Annotated in this window: 16 protein-coding genes; 6 read left to right on the forward strand and 10 right to left on the reverse strand. The window is 61.5% G+C overall.

The window, feature by feature from the left end; translation table 11 throughout:
* The first annotated feature begins 173 nt into the window (after positions 1 to 173).
* From QMX98_RS23385 to QMX98_RS23410, 6 genes are all read left to right on the forward strand, one after another.
* Positions 174 to 470 carry a DUF5629 family protein gene (locus tag QMX98_RS23385; protein WP_010459840.1) on the forward strand — a complete coding sequence of 99 codons (297 nt, stop codon included), beginning with the start codon at positions 174 to 176 and terminating at the stop codon, positions 468 to 470.
* Complete coding sequence (locus QMX98_RS23390) at positions 457 to 1632, forward strand: lactonase family protein (protein WP_282411447.1); 1176 nt, start codon at positions 457 to 459, stop codon at positions 1630 to 1632. The genes QMX98_RS23385 and QMX98_RS23390 overlap by 14 nt, the downstream gene beginning before the upstream one ends.
* 156 nt (positions 1633 to 1788) lie before the next feature.
* Positions 1789 to 1968: a hypothetical protein gene (locus QMX98_RS23395; protein WP_010459844.1), complete on the forward strand. Its 180-nt coding sequence runs from the start codon at positions 1789 to 1791 to the stop codon at positions 1966 to 1968.
* A gap of 210 nt (positions 1969 to 2178) precedes the next feature.
* Positions 2179 to 2304, forward strand: a complete 126-nt coding sequence (locus tag QMX98_RS23400) for a hypothetical protein (RefSeq protein ID WP_255311789.1) — start codon at positions 2179 to 2181, stop codon at positions 2302 to 2304.
* Positions 2305 to 2419: 115 nt separating this feature from the next.
* Positions 2420 to 2632: a hypothetical protein gene (locus QMX98_RS23405; protein ID WP_010459849.1), complete on the forward strand. Its 213-nt coding sequence runs from the start codon at positions 2420 to 2422 to the stop codon at positions 2630 to 2632.
* Positions 2629 to 2886 carry a hypothetical protein gene (locus tag QMX98_RS23410; RefSeq protein WP_010459851.1) on the forward strand — a complete coding sequence of 86 codons (258 nt, stop codon included), beginning with the start codon at positions 2629 to 2631 and terminating at the stop codon, positions 2884 to 2886. Before QMX98_RS23405 ends, QMX98_RS23410 begins: the two co-directional genes overlap by 4 nt.
* Positions 2887 to 2911: 25 nt before the next feature.
* Here the strand turns inward: QMX98_RS23410 and QMX98_RS23415 are convergent, their stop codons facing one another.
* The 10 genes from QMX98_RS23415 to QMX98_RS23460 all read right to left on the reverse strand — a co-directional run.
* A complete protein-coding gene (locus tag QMX98_RS23415) occupies positions 2912 to 3508 on the reverse strand; it encodes a glutathione S-transferase (protein ID WP_282411448.1) in 597 nt (198 codons plus the stop codon).
* Positions 3505 to 7146 (reverse strand): AAA family ATPase, encoded by a 3642-nt coding sequence (locus tag QMX98_RS23420; protein ID WP_282411449.1) that lies wholly within the window; start codon positions 7144 to 7146, stop codon positions 3505 to 3507. Before QMX98_RS23420 ends, QMX98_RS23415 begins: the two co-directional genes overlap by 4 nt.
* The gene (locus tag QMX98_RS23425) at positions 7143 to 8387 is read right to left on the reverse strand and encodes an exonuclease SbcCD subunit D C-terminal domain-containing protein (RefSeq protein WP_282411450.1); all 1245 of its coding nucleotides are present in this window, start codon (positions 8385 to 8387) and stop codon (positions 7143 to 7145) included. The genes QMX98_RS23420 and QMX98_RS23425 overlap by 4 nt, the downstream gene beginning before the upstream one ends.
* Positions 8388 to 8641: 254 nt before the next feature.
* Positions 8642 to 10279, reverse strand: a complete 1638-nt coding sequence (locus QMX98_RS23430; protein ID WP_282411451.1) for a BatD family protein — start codon at positions 10277 to 10279, stop codon at positions 8642 to 8644.
* A complete protein-coding gene (locus QMX98_RS23435) occupies positions 10276 to 12015 on the reverse strand; it encodes a tetratricopeptide repeat protein (RefSeq protein WP_169857976.1) in 1740 nt (579 codons plus the stop codon). The genes QMX98_RS23430 and QMX98_RS23435 overlap by 4 nt, the downstream gene beginning before the upstream one ends.
* Positions 12012 to 13091: a VWA domain-containing protein gene (locus QMX98_RS23440; protein ID WP_010459863.1), complete on the reverse strand. Its 1080-nt coding sequence runs from the start codon at positions 13089 to 13091 to the stop codon at positions 12012 to 12014. Before QMX98_RS23440 ends, QMX98_RS23435 begins: the two co-directional genes overlap by 4 nt.
* On the reverse strand, positions 13084 to 13578 hold the full coding sequence (locus QMX98_RS23445; protein WP_010459865.1) for a DUF4381 domain-containing protein: 495 nt from the start codon (positions 13576 to 13578) through the stop codon (positions 13084 to 13086). Before QMX98_RS23445 ends, QMX98_RS23440 begins: the two co-directional genes overlap by 8 nt.
* The gene (locus QMX98_RS23450) at positions 13575 to 14519 is read right to left on the reverse strand and encodes a DUF58 domain-containing protein (protein WP_010459867.1); all 945 of its coding nucleotides are present in this window, start codon (positions 14517 to 14519) and stop codon (positions 13575 to 13577) included. The genes QMX98_RS23445 and QMX98_RS23450 overlap by 4 nt, the downstream gene beginning before the upstream one ends.
* Positions 14520 to 14524: 5 nt before the next feature.
* Positions 14525 to 15484 (reverse strand): MoxR family ATPase, encoded by a 960-nt coding sequence (locus tag QMX98_RS23455; protein WP_003218556.1) that lies wholly within the window; start codon positions 15482 to 15484, stop codon positions 14525 to 14527.
* A gap of 60 nt (positions 15485 to 15544) precedes the next feature.
* On the reverse strand, positions 15545 to 15736 hold a 192-nt coding region (locus QMX98_RS23460), incomplete at its 5' end, for a hypothetical protein (protein ID WP_282411452.1).

The raw sequence follows: 15736 nt of genomic DNA on the forward strand, positions 1-15736 counted from the left end.
AGCCTGCTCGCGAAAGTGGTGCATCAGTCAACAACAATATCGACTGACACTCCGCATTCGCGAGCAGGCTCGCTCCCACAGTTTTTTGTGTCGCCAGCATGTTGGATGAGCGACACAGACCCACCCTCACATTGAGCTATCATTGCGTCTTTCCCATTCAAAGATTGACTGCCATGACTGCCGCATCCGACACCTTGATCAACGCCCTCGAACACTGTGACATGCTGGAAATCGACGGGCTGCACGCCTTCGATTTTTCCCTCGATGAAGACGAAAACCTGCACATCGAATGCATGGACGGCCGAGCACTCAAACGTTGGGAGTTCAGCATTGCGCAGATCACAGCGGCGACTTTCGATCCTGATTTGAAGAGCTGGATCATTACCGGCGATTCCGGTGAGCATCGACTAGTGCCTATGGACGCGTTCGGCGGTGGTGACGACGAGGAAGAAGGGAATGAGGATGCATAAGCTCTGGCCGCTGTTGATGGCCGGCAGCATCGGCGCGATGGGCATTGAAGCCGCGTCGGCCGACGACTATCAGTTGCTGGTCGGTTCCTACACGGCGGGGCAGAGCCAGGGGATTCATCGCCTGAACTTCGACAGCGCCACCGGGCAGATCAACCCCAAGCCGCTGCAAGTGGTCACCAGTGAAAACCCGTCCTGGCTGACCGTTTCCAAGGATCAGCAGCGTTTGTTCGTGGTCAATGAAAACGGCCCCGGCCAGAAAGACCCGGTCGGGCGCGTCAGCAGTTATTCAATCGATCCCAAGACCCATGCACTGAGCTTGATCAATCAGGTGCAGAGCCTGGGCAACGAGCCGACGCATTCGAGCCTCAGCGGTGAGGCCAGTCATTTGTTCGTCAGCAACTATTCAGTGGTTGAAGACCCGGGCGGCACGTTGGCGGTGTTGCCCGTGGGCGCCGACGGTAAGCTCCAGCCCGTGGTGCAGATGAGCAGTCACCCGTCGAGCCGGGTCAATCCCGATCGGCAGATGTCGGCGCATGTGCATTCGACGGTTTCCTCGCCGGACGGCCAGTACGTGTTCTCCAATGACTTGGGCGCCGACAAGATCTTTGTCTACCGCTTCGATCCCAAGGCCAATCCGGAGCTACCGTTGACTGCCGCCACACCGGCGTCGGTCCAGTTGCCAGCCGGCAGCGGGCCGCGTCATTTGCTGTTCAGCGCCGATGGCAAACACGCCTGGCTGACCATGGAAATGAGCGCGCAGGTCGCGGTGTTCGATTACCAGAACGGCAAACTTGAGCAGACCCAGATGGTTGATCTGGCGGCGGGCCAGCCTGTTTCCGACAAGGCCGCCGCTGCGTTGCACGCCTCGGCCGATGGCAAGTTCCTTTACGTCAGCAACCGTGGCACCGCCAATCAGGTGCTGGTGTTTGCCATCGATCCTGCGACCGGCCATCTTCAGGAGCTACAACGTCGTTCGGTGGACGGTGATCACCCGCGCGAGTTCAGCCTCGACCCGAGTGGCCAGTTCTTGCTGATTGCCAACCAGAAGAGCAACCAGATTGTTGTGGTCGAACGCGATGCCAAGAGCGGTTTGTTGGGTAAAACCGTACAGAAACTGCCGATGGATGCCCCGAGCGACATCAAGTTTCTGGTGCGTCAATAGGCCGCAGGCCCCGGTTGATGGGGCCTGCATCCTTGTATTAATGAGGCTGATATCTGCTAATGCTACAAAAGATTTCAAGGCGCCAACCCTCGAAGGTTAAGTTTGCTCCACGGCCCCATCGGGCAAACAAGCCAACTGAATCCGAGGAATACCGCCATGAACTTCAATCTCTTCTCCATCATCGCCGCTTCTGCCATCTCCGCCACCGTTGCTCTGCCAGCCAGCGCCAACGTTGAGATCAGCGACAAAAAATCCCACGCCCAGAGCTACACCCAGAAATACCTGCAACAGAGCGCCAACTTCTACGCGGCACTGGATCACAAGACCCAAGCCTGAAATTCAAGCCCTGCACCCTTTATGCAGGAGCGAAGTCACTTGCGCCGATCGATCGAAATACGTCGAACGTCGATGAGTGATGTCGCTCCTGCATAACGCGTTTACGACAGCATCACATTGCCATCAATGTATCGCTTGATATCACATAGCCATGCATTTAGATTTGACGTTGATTTTTTGACTCAACATCTAATAACAAGGATCGACAGCATGGCGATGCGTCTGGCAGTGGTTCTTCTGTTCCTCTATTCAACCCCCATTCTTTCGGCTGCTCAGCCCGTTTCCCAAGAGCCGGACGCGGCCCGCGAACGCTTGATGAGTTTTATTCAAGACTGAGATAGACGGGCTTAATGATCAATGAAGCTGATGGTGACTATGGAAAACCCTGAGTGGTTGTCACCGCTTTTTTGATCGATTCTGTGGGCACTTAAACATGCCCACGGAGTACACCATGGCCAGCTCAATCCTCACTTCTGCCAAATACGGCGCCTACCTGGCCATAGGTCTTTACGTGGCTCTGGTGCTGATCGTCAGCGTTTCGTCCAATTTGCAGCACACCTTTGAAGCGCCTGTTCAGGTCGCTTATCCCGCCATCCAGTTCGAACACCGTGCTCAAAGCGTCGTGGTCGATCAAGCCGCATCGGCGGGAGTGGCAGGGGCATGAAAGGCAGCAAACTCTGGGTCATAGCCTTCCTGGCATTCATGACCAATGGCGCTTCCCTGTTGGGGATAGGGCAGGGCTCGGCGGGTTCGGTTGCGCGGTCCATCGAAGCCAATCACAACCTGGCGCGTAATATTGAAACGGCGAAAGCGCTTGGGTTGTTGGCGGGTAATCCACCAGTGAAACGCCAGGAGGATTTCTTCGGGCCCTTCCAGGTGGATTGCTCGGTGTTGCAGATGTGTGATGTGTTTGCCTGAGCGCGAGCGGCCACAGAAGGGGCGATTACTTGTGCATGACTGCGGTGAACAGGTCTGACGCCAGAAACCGCTGCAACCACCCCTGCAACCGCACATAAGACGTCTGCCCGAACCACTCGCGATCGACATGGGCGAATTGCCGTATGAACGGCATCAACGCCACATCCGCCAAGCTCGGACGCGCCGCCAGCAGATAATCGCGTCCCTCCAGCAACACCTCCAGCTTGCGCAAGAACACCTCACCCTCAGCACGATAGGTTTCCATCGGCTGCTCGGGGTAACGCTCGGCGTATTTGTAGCGATTCAAATGCACCTTGAACGTCTGATCATTCTCTTCAATCAGCGCGGCGATGTGCGCCTGTCCGGCAGGATCACCCTTGAGCAACCAATCCTGCGGATCGTTCTGCGCCAAGGCCCAGTGCATGATCGCCAGGCTTTCATCAATGACTTGACCGTCGATACTCAGCACGGGGACCGTGCCCTTGGCCGACAGCGCAAGCATTTCGGCAGGTTTGGCTTTCAGGCTGACCTCGACAATCTGCACCGCTACGCCCGAATAGCGCAGGGCCATGCGCGCCCGCATGGCGTAAGGGCAGCGGCGGAACGAGTACAGCGTATTCATTTGACCTCCAGGGTACTCAAGCCATTGCCCTGGCGTTGGACCTGAATCTGCACCGGAATCCGCTCATGCATTTCCTGCACATGGGAAATCACCGCGACCTTGCGGCCCTGGGCTTGCAAGCCGTCGAGTGCGTCCATGGCCAGTTGCAGGGATTCCGGATCGAGGCTGCCGAAGCCTTCGTCGATGAACAGCGATTCGATTTTCAGTGTGCTCGAAGCCATCGACGCCAAGCCGAGCGCCAGGGCCAACGACACCAGGAACGTCTCGCCGCCCGACAACGAATGCACCGAACGCAGCTCATCGCCCATCTCGGTGTCCATCACCAGCAACCCGAGCATGCTGCCGCCGCGTTTCAGGCGATAGCGCCGCACCAGTTGTCGCAGCTGTACGTTGGCGTGATGCACCAGCAAGTCGAGGTTGTAGGCTTGGGCGATCTTGCGGAAGGTGTCTCCGGTCGCCGAGCCGATCAACGCATTCAGGCGAGCCCAGCGTTGATACTCGCTGTAGGCGTCGGCGATCTGCTGCGCCAGGGCTTGGTTGGCGTTCTGCCGACGCTGATCCTCGGCCTGTTCGGCGCGCAGTTCGGCGCAACGGTGTTCGCTGGCGGCGAACAGGTTTTGCAGGTCTGTCAGTGCCGTGGCGAGTTGCTCGGCATCGAGATTGCCGTTGTGTTGCGCCTGATGATTGAGCAGGCGCTGGTCCCGTTCCTGCAATCGCACGTTGGCCTGTTCGATGGCTTTTTCGCTTTGCTGCAAGTGCTGCCGCAGTTCGCTGACGTGCTGGTCGTCGACGCTCAGCAGCGCTTCCAGTCCGCCATCGTCGAGCTCTGGATGCAAGGCGCGCCAGTCGGCGATCTTTGCGCTCAGTTCGCGGTCTTCGGTTTCCAGGGCCAGCAGGCGCTCTTGTCTGGCTTTGAGTTCAGCGGCCAGTTCGACTAACCGCGTGCGCACGGTTTGCAGTTCCTGATGGGCTGTTGCCTGTGCAGTGCGCGCCTGTTCGACGGCTTGATCCAGTTGCTGCTGCCAGTGTTCGGCGCTGCTGTGTTCGCCCAGCAATTGCGTCAGCCGTTCCTGGCAAGCCTGTTGTTGCTCGGCGAGGACGGTGAATTGCTGCTGCGCCGCTTCCAGTGCCTGGGCGCGGGCCAGTTGGCGGTCCTGTTCTTTTTCCAGTGTCTGCTGGCGTTGTTGCTGTTCGCCGAGCTCATCGCGTTGCTGTTCGAGTTGCTCCAGGCGCTGGGCGATCTGCCGGTCGAGTTGCATGAAGGTCGCGGCCGGTTCGTTGCGCAAGGCCTCCAGTGTCTCGGCCGGAAGCAGGGTGCTGAAGGCGCTCAGCTCTTCGTCGAGACGCTGGCGATCACTGCCCAGCTCACGCTGCTGGTTACTCAAGTGCTGCGTCGCTTGCTGGCTAGCTGCCTCGGCGCTGCGCAGTTGCTGCTGAAGGCGAGCCGCGTCTTGCTGCAGGGTGAGCAGGGCGGTCTGCCGTTGTTCATCCTGGGTGATGCTCTGGTTCAACTGGCTGTTTTGCTGCGCCAGCCAACTGTCGCGCTTGTTCGCGTCCTGAGCCAGCAGTTGCGTCGACAACGGATGGGCTTCGAGGCTCGGCGTCAGGCCTTGTTGCTGGCTGGCGAGTTGCTCCTGTTGCTGCAGCAGTTCTTTTTGCTGAGCAATCAAACCGCCGACTTCACCGCGCAAATCGGTGAGTTTCTCTTTCAGCAGGTCGACGGCCTTCTGCGCATTGGCCTGCTCGCTTTCATCGTGGCGACCGAGGCTTTGCAGCAACGCTTCGGGTTGATGATAGGGATGGTCGGGGCTGCCGCAGACCGGGCAGGGCTGATCGTCCTGTAGCTGTGCGCGCAGTTCTTCGACGCTGGCGCTGCGGGCCAGACGCTGACGCTCCAGCAGTTCGCGAGTGACGGTCAGGGTCTGTTCGGCGATGACCAACTCGTTCTTGGTCTTCACGCCGTCCTGGGTCAGGCGATCACGTTCCTGCTGGGCGCTGAGCTGGCGTTGCGTCAGCTCGGCGCTGCGCTTGTCGATCTCCTGCTGGCTGGCCCACAGCCGTGTCAGTTCTTCAAACGCCCGCAGTTGTTTGCGGTTGTCCTGCAACAAGTTGCCCAGTAACTGGATTTGTTCGGCCACGGCTTCCGGCTCGGCACCGGCTTCTTTGTAGAGCACTTCCAGATGCTGCTTTTGAGCCGCCAGTTCTTCGCCGGCGCGGGCGGCGCTTTGCTCCAGAGCCGCCAGTTCAGCCTGGCCCTTGTTCAAGCGATTACCGATCAACATCAGCTGTTGCAGGCGATCACGGTAGGCGTTCCACGCCTCGCTCAACGGTGCTAAATGCGTGCTTTGCTCAAGCTCCCCGGCAATCCGCTCCAGACGTGCAGCAACCTGTTTTTGTTGCTCGAGCAGGCCCTGAATCGTGTGCTGTCCTTGAGTGCTGGCCAGTTCCGCTTGTTGCTTGTGCTCTGCACTCACACTGGCGTCTTTGACCAGCCGAGCGAGGGTGCTTTGCTCTTCAAAGGCCTGGCGCAGCAACGGAGCTTTTTTCGTGTGCTGGCTTTGGGCTTCGACCAGCGCGGTCTGCGCAGCGCTCAAGCTCTGTTCGAGTTGCGCCTGCCGCTCGTTCAACTCGGCCTGCTGTTGGATGTGCTGCTGAATCTGCGCCGCCAGCGGGGTGAGCTGGGCGGTGAGTTCGGTCTTGCGGGCGAACTGGTGCCGTTGCGGGGCCAGTTGTTCCAGGCGCGTCAGCTTCAACCGGTCGCCAGCCAGGCTTTCCCAGTGCTGCCGGGCGCTGGTCAGCTGTTCGGTGGCGCTCTGTTGTTCGTCCTGCAATTGCCGCAGGTCCTTGAGCCAGGTGTGCTGCAATTCAAGTTGTTTGAGCTGCGCTTGCTGGGTCTTGAGTTGCTGCTGCGCTTCGTTGAAGCGCGCATCGAGCTCGGCCCGGGCTTCGGGAGCCAGCGGCGTCACACCCGTGGCCTGATCCTGCAACAGCTTGTGCGCTTCACGCGCCTCTTTGGCTTTGTCGAAGGCGCGGCGACCGAGGCGGGTGTACAGCGCGGTATCGGTGAGCTTTTCCAGCAGTTCGCTGCGTTCGTTGTCGTTGGCCTTGAGGAAGGCACTGAACTCGCTCTGGGCCAGCAGCACGGCGCGGGTGAACTGTTCGAAGTTCAGGCCCAGCACGGCTTCAAGCTGGGTTTTGAACTCGACTTTCTGACTGGCCAGCAACTGATCCTGATCGATGTCGCGCAGGCTCTGGCGACTGGCTTGCAGCTTGCCGCCGGCCTTTTCGCGAGCGCGATTGGCTTCCCAGCGCGCGCGGTAACGACGGCCATCGATGCCGACGAAATCCACCTCGGCATACCCTTCGCCGGTGCCACGCCGCAGCAAGGTGCGCGGGTCGCCGGTGCTGATTTCGCCATCGGCGTCCGGTGCCTTGGCCGACACCTGAGCGTTGCTCAATCGCGGAACGGCGCCAAACAGCGCGAGACACAAGGCGTCGAGCAAGGTGCTTTTGCCCGCGCCGGTCGGCCCGGTGATCGCGAACAGGCCGGCACTCGCCAGCGGTTCAGCGGTAAAGTCGATTTCAAAGGGCCCGGCCAGCGAGGCGAGGTTTTTCAGGCGGATCGCGAGGATCTTCATGGTTGTTCGCTCTCCATCTGCACGTCCTGCAACAGCTCGGCAAAGTCTTTCAGCGTTTGCTCATCGACCTCGCTGCCGTAGCTGTCCTGCCAGGCACGACTGAACAATTCCTGCGGCGTGAGCTGGTCCAGTTCGATCAACGTGGTGCCATCTTCGACACCCTCGCGACTGCCGTTGCCGGCATATTCGGCGGCGATGCGCACCAGGCGCACGGCTTTGCCTTGAAGGGCGCTTTCAACCTGGTGACGCAAGTCGGGTTGTGGTTCGTCGAGACGCACCCGCACTTCCAGCCATGGCTGGCGCTGGATATCGGCCAGCAAATCGATGTTCGGCAGGTCGGCCAGTTGCAAGAGAATCTCGGCCAGCGGTGCCGGGCCGATGCGTTGCAGGTTGACCGCTCGGGGAATCAGTTTCGGTTCGACGCTGACCAGGTTTTCGCCGTCGAGCGTGACGTCGAGAATCTGATGCTGATAGCCGATTTCCGAGAACGACAATGGAATCGGCGAGCCGCTGTAGCGGATGCGCTCTTCACCGTTGACCTTCTGCGGCTTGTGCAAATGCCCCAGCGCGACGTAGCTGATGCTCGGCCCGAACAGGCTGGCGGGCAGGGCTTCGGCATTGCCGATGATCAGGCTGCGCTCAGAGTCTTCCGAGACAGAACCACCGGCCATGTGCGCATGGCTGATGGCAATCAGCGCCTGGCCAGGCTTGCGCTTGGCATTGGCCGCTTCGATCAGCCACTCGTGCACCTGACCGATGCCGCGCAGGTAGTTGTCACCCAACTGTGCGCCAGTCACTTCGGCAGGGCGCAAAAACGGCAGCGCCAGGCACCAGCCGGCAATTTCGCCGCTGGCATCTGGCAACGGCAGTAACAGCCGTTCGGCGTCCAGTTGACCGTCGTCGAGCCACAGCACTCGGCCGAGCGCATGGGTGCGCAAACGGCGCATCAACGGCGCGGGCAGTTCGATCCGCGAGCCGGAGTCGTGGTTGCCGGCGATGATGACGATGGTCAGCAGCGGTTGCTGCTCGTGGGCGCTGACGATGAATTCGTAGAGGCGTTCCTGGGCTTTGACTGGCGGGTTGACCGTGTCGAAGATATCGCCAGCGATCAACAACACATCAGGCTGGTCCAGCTTCAGCTGGCGCAACAGCCATTCAAGAAAGCAGGCGTGCTCGAAATCGCGGTCCTGGCCGTGCAGGTTTTGCCCAAGGTGCCAGTCGGAGGTGTGAAACAGACGCAAGGCGAACTCCGTAGGAAATAAGGTGATGGCCGCGTGGAAATTGATGGCGGCGAAAAGAGTGGGAGTTTACTGGCAAACCGTCGTTTGGGTGCGTCAAGGGGGGTATTTTTGCCCTGACTTACAGTATTCGGCGATCTTTAGGCCGTCATCGCGAGCAGGCTCACTCCCACATTGGTCCTGCGTTGACTCCAATGTTGTGTCCAGTACCGTCCCTTGTGGGAGCGAGCCTGCTCGCGATGAACGATGATGCGGTGTTACTTCGGATACAGCGGCGGCAGGCCACTGTCACCCACCGGATCCTGAACCCGTTCGGCAATCGGGATCGCCTTGATCGCCCGCCACAGTTCTTCGCCTTGCCAGTGCTGGCCGGTTTCGCTGTAGAGCGCACCGTTCAAGCCGTCCAGTGCGTCGGACAGTGGCACGAAGCGGGCGGCCATGTCGGCGAGGGTTTCCGGTTGTTGCCGGGCCCAGGCGTCGAGGGCCTGGCGGGTGGCGTAGGGATCGTTGGCCTGGCAGGCGCGTTTGAGTTCGTCGAGGACGGTGCGTGGGCTCGGGCCGGTCTGCGCGGCGCGCAGCACGGCGGGTTGCCAGCGGCCACGCCACCAGAGACCGAAACCGAGCAGGGTGGTGCAGGCCAGGATCAGGGTGCTGAGTTTCCAGCGCCAAAGGGTTTCGCTGTCGGCTGCGGACATGACCGACGGCGTGCCAGCCGGAGTATCGACCACCATGCTCGGATTACTCGCCACTTGCAGGCTTCGGGCCGGCAGGCTGCTGTGTTCCAGGTGATCTTCGAAGGTGTTCCACCAGACCACTTCCACCGCAGGCAACTCGATGGCGCCACTGCGGCCCGGCACCAGCGCTTCGCGCTCTTCACGACTGCCGATCAGGCCGCGCTCGGTGCTTTGGTTGCTCAGCACCGGTTGGTCCGGGTAACGGCGCAGGCCGTTGACGTCGGTGGCGGGCAGCGGCGGCAGCTGGGAACTGGCCAAGCCTTCGGCCTTCAAGGTGAGGCTACGAGTCAGCGAATCACCCGCCTGCGCATGGTCCGGCTCCGGGTTCCAGCTTTCGCTCAGGCTCAGGCTGCGGGCCGGCAGCCAGGGCAGGTCGGCAGGGTAGGTAATGGGTTTGGCCTTGACCGTCAGCAGAATCGGAGTGGAGCTGACACGCATCAGTTTCCCGGACTTCGGCGCCTGGGTGGCGTCCTGGGTGGGTTGGGTGTCGACGAGCGTGGCACTGAAAATCTGCGCCGGAATGGTCAATTCGCCGCTGTGTTGCGGGTAGATCGCATAGCGCATTTCAATCACGCCATGACGCAGGCCGTTGATGGCTTTCTCGTAAGTGCGCGACTCGCCCAGTTGTTCGATACGCGCATCGGGAATCTGCAACGGAGTCAGGCTGCTGTCGTCGTACAGCGACACCGAATGATAGATGCGCAAAGTCAGGATGGCCTGGGCCTGCACATAAACACTGGACTGGTCGAGGCTGGCGTCGATAAACACCGGGGCCAGTTTGTTCGCGGTGTCCTGGGTTTCGCTTTCGACCACTTGCACGGTAATCGGCTGGCTCTGCACCTCGCCCAGTTGCAGCGGTGGAATCGTCACGCTGCCGTTTTCCTTGGGCAGCAAGGTGATGATCCAGCGGGTGGTAGCGCGGTTGTCGCCGTTCAGGGTGGTCAGTTGGTTGACCTGGCGGGTGCCACGCACTTCGAACAGCGGTTCCAGCGGTGCCAGGTCAGGCTTGCCGAATTGGGTGACGTCGTTGGATTCCAGGGTCAGTTCGACCGTCTCGCCGGAGTTCAGGCGACTGCGATCGACACTGGCGACCAGCGCCGCCGCCTGAGCCTGGACGGTGCTGAGCAGCAGGGCGAGCATGAAAAGGGTGAAGCGGGTCATCGCGTTTTTTCCTGATCCTGATGTTGTTGCTGTTCGTACCAGAATTTGCGCCTGAGCAATTCGCCCGGGTCATCGGGGATCTTGCGCAGCCATTGCTCCAGCGCCTGACGCTGTTCGCCGTCGATATTGTCGCTGGCCGGCCGCATCGGTGGTGTGGTGCTTTGCTCGTCCCCCAACTCGCTGCCCGGGACTTCATTGGCGCCCGGTTTCGGCGGTGTTGTGGCCTGTTGCCCGGCGTCCGGCGTGGTCTGCCCGGCGTCGGACTTCGGTGGGGTGTTGTCCGCAGGCTGTGTGGCGGCACCCGGTGGCGTTTCTTGCTCGGTGTCCTTGGTCTCGTCATCGGCGGATTTCTGCGGCTCAACCGGTGGCGGTGCGTTTTTCTGTTTGAGCAGACTTTCTACCAGTGCCTTGTTGGTCTGCGCGGGGCGCAGATCCGGCTGGCGTTCCAGCGCCTGATCGTAAGCGTCCAGCGCCGCTTCCAGCTCACCGCTTTTGGCCAGGGCGTTGCCACGATTGTAGTGGGCGTGGGCATCGTTGCCCTCGGCGAACCGCTGGGCGGCGCCGCTGTAGTCGCCGGCCTCATACAGCGCGACGCCTTGCCACTGCGGATCCTCAAAATGCTGCGAAGCCTTCGCCGGATGGCCTTGCCTGAGCAGATGCAGGCCCCGTTGATCGGGGCGCAACCACAAGTCTTCAAAGTCGAAGGCATAGCTCGGTTGCGGCAACAGGAACAGTAAAGGCAGACAGAACAACCAGCCACGGCGACCGGCGCACGCCGCCAGTAGCAACAGCGGCAGCAGCAGCCAGTAACCCTGATCGGCCCAGGTGTCCAGGCGCAAGGTCTGGCCGTCGTTGCGCAGGGTGCGTGGACCGTCAAGCAGGCCGAGCCCGCGCAGGTCGGTATCGCCCAGTCGCGCTGGGCGATAGCGTCCGCCAAGCTCGTTGGCAAAAGCTTTCAGGCTTGGACTGTCCAGGTACGGCACAAGGATCGCGCCCTGGTCGTCCTTGAGAAAACTGCCGTCCTCCTGTGCGACCGGTGCGCCTTCGGCGGTGCCGATGCCGAGCATCAGGAACTGCGTCGATTTTCGATCCAGTGCCTGGCGAATGCCTTCACGTTCCAGGTCCGTCAGGGTGGAACCGATCAACAGGATCCGGCCTTCACCCAATCCCCCCTGACTCAGCAGTGCCAGGGCCTTGGTCACAGCGAGGTCCGCGCGATGGCCGGCTTCGGGCATCAGCGACGGCTTGAGCGCATCGAGCAGATTACGGCTGGTCGACAGGTCATCCGACAGAGGCACCAGGGTGTGGGCGCTGCCGGCGTAAACGACGATTGCAGTCTGGGCGTCGCTGCGCACTTGCAACAGGTCCAACAGTTTGCGCCGGGCCTGTTCCAGCCGGTTCGGCGCAACGTCGGTGGCGAGCATTTCCGGGGTCAGCTCAAGCACGACCACCAGCGGGTCGGCGGGTTTCTGACTGATTTGTTCGACGCGCTGCCAACTCGGCCCCAACAAGGCCAGGACGGTCAGTATCCACGCCAGGCCGAGGACGACCCACGGCAGTTTGCTGTCGCGCCCGTTTCCACCGCTCAGCAAAGCAGCGTGGAAGGCCGGTGGCAGGATCATCTGCCAGCGCCCGGCGCGTTTTTGTCGATGCCAGAGTTGCCAGAGCAGCCAGCCCAACAGCGGCAACAACAGCAACCACCAGGGGCGGAACCAGTACGGCCACAGCGCACTCATCGGCGCCTCCGCAGGCGCAGGCGTTTGAGTCGCTGGCGCCAGTCAGGCAATTGCGTTTGCAAAAACAGGTCCTTGGTAAAGAGCCGTTGCAGCGGGTTGTCCGGCCAACGCTCGCGCACCACCAACAACATGCTCAACAACAATGCCAGCGCCAAAGGCCAGTGATACAGCGCCTGCGCCGGGCGGGCCTGGGTCGGCTGTTGGGTCACTGGCTCAAGTGTGTCGAGGGTGTCCTTGATCGTTTGCAGCTCTTTGCCATCGTGGGCGCGGAAGTACTGACCGCCGGTGACTTGGGCGATGGCCATCAACGCCGGTTCATCCAGATCCAGGCTCGGATTGACCCCCAGGAACCCCAAGGTGCCGCTTTGCTCCGGGTCAGCGCCGATGCCGATCGGGTAGATTTTCACGCCTTCCTTGGCCGCCAGGCGCGCCGCCGTGAGCGGGTCGATTTCACCGCCATTGTTGGCGCCATCCGTGACCAGGATCAACACACGGCTCTGGGCCGGACGCATGCGCAGGCGCTTAATTGCCAGGCCGATGGCATCGCCGATCGCCGTGTTCTTGCCGGCGATGCCGATTCGCGCTTCGTCGAGCCACACGCGCACGGTGTGCCGGTCGAACGTCAAGGGCGCTTGAAGGTAAGCCTGGCTGCCGAACAGGATCAGGCCGACACGGTCACCGTCGCGACTTTCAAGGAAGTCACCGAGCAAGTGCTGAACCAGCGACAGTCGGCTGACGTCTTCGTCCTGCCACTGCATGTCGGGGAAATCCATGGAACCGGACACGTCCACGGCCACCAGCAGATCGCGACCACTGGCGGCAATCGGCAGGGGATCGCCCAGCCATTGCGGGCGCGCCGCCGCTATCAGCAGCAACAGCCACAACAGAATGAACGGTGCTTGCTGGCGCCAGGCCGGCAGGTTGGCGCGCGCACGGCGGCGGGCCAGGCCTTCGAGGTCATTGAGGAAACTGACCTTGAGCGCCGGTTCGCCGCTGTCGGCCACCGGCAGCAGGACGCGCATCAACCAGGGTAGCGGCAGCAGGGCAAAGATCCACGGCCAGGCGAACTCAAACATGTTTGCGAATCCAGGTATCGACGGCTTGAGTGAGGCCGGCGATGGCCTTGTCGTCGAGTTTGCATTCGGGTTTGTAGGCGCCTTCGACCAGCACCATCCAGCGGGTCAGACCGGCGGCCGGGCAGCGGTTGTCGAGGAACGCCAGCCATTTGCGCCCGTTGAGGGTGTGGCTCTGGCTGTAGGGGTAATGGTTGCGGCACAGGCGTTTGAGCAACCCATTGAGTTGTTGCAGCCAGGCGCCGGCCGGTGCGCCGTCGTAGGGCTTTGGCATCCGCGCCAATTCGGCGAGTGCGGCGATGCGCACCGGGTCCAGCGGTTGTTCGGCGCGTACGATCGGGCGCTTGTTCGGAATGAATCGCCGCGCCTTCCACAGGCCGAAACCGATCAGCGGCAGCAACAACAGCAACAGCCACCAGCCGGGCGCGGGGGGCCAGAACTCGATGGGCGGCGGGGTAATCAGCGGTTGCAGTTGATCGAGGCTGCTCATCGACCTTTCCCCGGTTTCTGTGGGTTGAGGTACTCGCGCAGTTGCTCGACCATCTCGCTCTGGGTGCTCAGCGGCATCAGCAATACCCGCAGTTTTTGCGCGAGCAATTCCCAGCGGGCGATGCGCGCTTCGGCCTGGGCGCGGTAGGTCTGGCGCAGGTCGAAATTCAGGGTGTCGAGTTCCAGTTGCGCGCCACGTTCAACGAAACGAAGCAGCCCGGCGGCGGGCAGGGCGTGGTCCAGCGGATCGGACAGCGGCAGCAGCAACAGGTCGCAATGGCGCGACAACAGGCTCAGTTGCTGTTCCGAACCTTCGGTCAAGGCACGTTCATCGCAGATCACAATCACCAGGCTGCCGGGGCGCAGCACCTCCCGTGCACGACGCAGGGCCATGTTGAGGGAATCGCGGTTCTGTTCGCTTTCGGTGTGCAGCGACTGATTGACCCGCACCAGACGGTTAAGCAGTTGCAGCAGGCTTTGTTTGCTGCGCCGGGGTTTGATTTCGTAGTGCTCGTTGTCGCCGAACACCAGCCCGCCGACCCGGTCGTTATGGCCAAGGGCCGCCCAGCCAATCAGGCTCGCTGCCTGAGCGGCCAGCACTGATTTGAACATCAGCCCCGAACCGAAAAACAGCCGACGGCTTTGCTCGACCATGATGAAAATCGGTCGCTCGCGTTCTTCGTGAAACAGCTTGGTGTGGGGCTCCTGGGTGCGGGCGGTAACGCGCCAGTCGATGGTGCGCACGTCGTCGCCGGCCTGATAAACCCGCACCTGATCGAAGTCCACGCCACGGCCGCGCAGTTTGGAGTGGTGCAGGCCGATCAGGGGGCTGCGCTGGCTCGGCGTGGAAAACAGCTGCACTTCGCGCACGCGATGGCGCATCTCGATCAGCTCGGCGAGGCTGACGCGGATGCCCGGCTCGGGCGGAAGGAGGGCGTTCATGGGGGTCAAGCGACGGCTACGACGTCGAGAATCCGCTGGACCACCCGGTCCTGATCGATGCCAGCGGCTTCGGCTTCAAAGGACAGAATGATGCGGTGGCGCAGTACGTCGAACAGCACGGCCTGGATGTCTTCCGGGCTGACGAAGTCGCGACCCGCCAACCAGGCATGGGCCCGGGCACAGCGATCGAGGGCAATCGAACCGCGAGGACTGGCGCCATAGGCGATCCACTCGGCCATCTCCGGGTCGAACTTGGCCGGGGTGCGCGTGGCCATGACCAGTTGCACCAGGTATTCCTCCACGGCGTCGGCCATGTACAGGCCAAGGATTTCCTTGCGTGCGGCAAAAATCGCCTGCTGGCTGACCCGGCGCTCAGGCTTGGTTTCGCCGTTCAGGGCTTCGCCACGGGCCTGTTGCAGGATGCGGCGCTCGACGGCGGCATCGGGGAAGCCGATTTTCACGTGCATCAGGAAGCGGTCGAGCTGCGCTTCCGGCAGGGGATAGGTGCCCTCCTGCTCGATCGGGTTTTGCGTGGCCATTACCAGAAACAGCGGTGACAGCTCGTAAGTGCTGCGCCCGACACTGACCTGGCGCTCGGCCATGGCTTCCAGCAATGCCGATTGAACCTTGGCCGGGGCGCGGTTGATTTCGTCCGCCAGCACCAGGTTATGGAAGATCGGGCCCTGCTGGAACACGAAGCTGCCGGTTTCCGGGCGATAGATTTCCGTGCCGGTGATGTCGGCCGGCAGCAGGTCGGGGGTGAACTGGATGCGATGGAACTGGGCTTCGATGCCTTCGGCGAGTTCTTTGATGGCCTTGGTCTTGGCTAGCCCCGGGGCGCCCTCGACCAGCATGTGGCCGTCGGCGAGCAAGGCGATGAGCAAGCGCTCGATGAGTTTTTCCTGGCCGAGAATCTGCGTTGAAAGAAAGGTTCGCAGCGCTAGCAGCGCTTCACGATGTTCCATCGATGACTGTTCCTGGAAAGGGTGACCGAAGACGTTCGAATAACGCCAGGGCTGGGGGCGTTACTTTAATCCATCGCGGGGGGCGGCGACTAACGGCATTTTGTGCAAAGTGCGGGAATTGATGGGTGAAATTGTTGGAAATTTGTAGGCGAGGGACAGGGTGGTGATCTGGCTGGCCTCATCGCGAGCGGGCTCGCTCCCACAGGTGACCGGGTTCTCACATGAAAATACGATCAAATGTGGGAGCGAGCC

The organism is Pseudomonas sp. PS02303 (genome assembly GCF_029959925.1).
In the GTDB taxonomy this organism is placed as follows: domain Bacteria; phylum Pseudomonadota; class Gammaproteobacteria; order Pseudomonadales; family Pseudomonadaceae; genus Aquipseudomonas; species Aquipseudomonas mandelii.

Excerpts from the sequence above, each read along its gene's own strand:
- QMX98_RS23385 (WP_010459840.1), top strand. The coding sequence starts at position 174 with ATGACTGCCGCATCCGACACCTTGATCAACGCCCTCGAACACTGTGAC.
- QMX98_RS23390 (WP_282411447.1), top strand. The coding sequence starts at position 457 with ATGAGGATGCATAAGCTCTGGCCGCTGTTGATGGCCGGCAGCATCGGC.
- QMX98_RS23395 (WP_010459844.1), top strand. The coding sequence starts at position 1,789 with ATGAACTTCAATCTCTTCTCCATCATCGCCGCTTCTGCCATCTCCGCC.
- QMX98_RS23400 (WP_255311789.1), top strand. The coding sequence starts at position 2,179 with ATGGCGATGCGTCTGGCAGTGGTTCTTCTGTTCCTCTATTCAACCCCC.
- QMX98_RS23405 (WP_010459849.1), top strand. The coding sequence starts at position 2,420 with ATGGCCAGCTCAATCCTCACTTCTGCCAAATACGGCGCCTACCTGGCC.
- QMX98_RS23410 (WP_010459851.1), top strand. The coding sequence starts at position 2,629 with ATGAAAGGCAGCAAACTCTGGGTCATAGCCTTCCTGGCATTCATGACC.
- QMX98_RS23415 (WP_282411448.1), bottom strand. The coding sequence starts at position 3,508 with ATGAATACGCTGTACTCGTTCCGCCGCTGCCCTTACGCCATGCGGGCG.
- QMX98_RS23420 (WP_282411449.1), bottom strand. The coding sequence starts at position 7,146 with ATGAAGATCCTCGCGATCCGCCTGAAAAACCTCGCCTCGCTGGCCGGG.
- QMX98_RS23430 (WP_282411451.1), bottom strand. The coding sequence starts at position 10,279 with ATGACCCGCTTCACCCTTTTCATGCTCGCCCTGCTGCTCAGCACCGTC.
- QMX98_RS23435 (WP_169857976.1), bottom strand. The coding sequence starts at position 12,015 with ATGAGTGCGCTGTGGCCGTACTGGTTCCGCCCCTGGTGGTTGCTGTTG.
- QMX98_RS23440 (WP_010459863.1), bottom strand. The coding sequence starts at position 13,091 with ATGTTTGAGTTCGCCTGGCCGTGGATCTTTGCCCTGCTGCCGCTACCC.
- QMX98_RS23445 (WP_010459865.1), bottom strand. The coding sequence starts at position 13,578 with ATGAGCAGCCTCGATCAACTGCAACCGCTGATTACCCCGCCGCCCATC.
- QMX98_RS23450 (WP_010459867.1), bottom strand. The coding sequence starts at position 14,519 with ATGAACGCCCTCCTTCCGCCCGAGCCGGGCATCCGCGTCAGCCTCGCC.
- QMX98_RS23455 (WP_003218556.1), bottom strand. The coding sequence starts at position 15,484 with ATGGAACATCGTGAAGCGCTGCTAGCGCTGCGAACCTTTCTTTCAACG.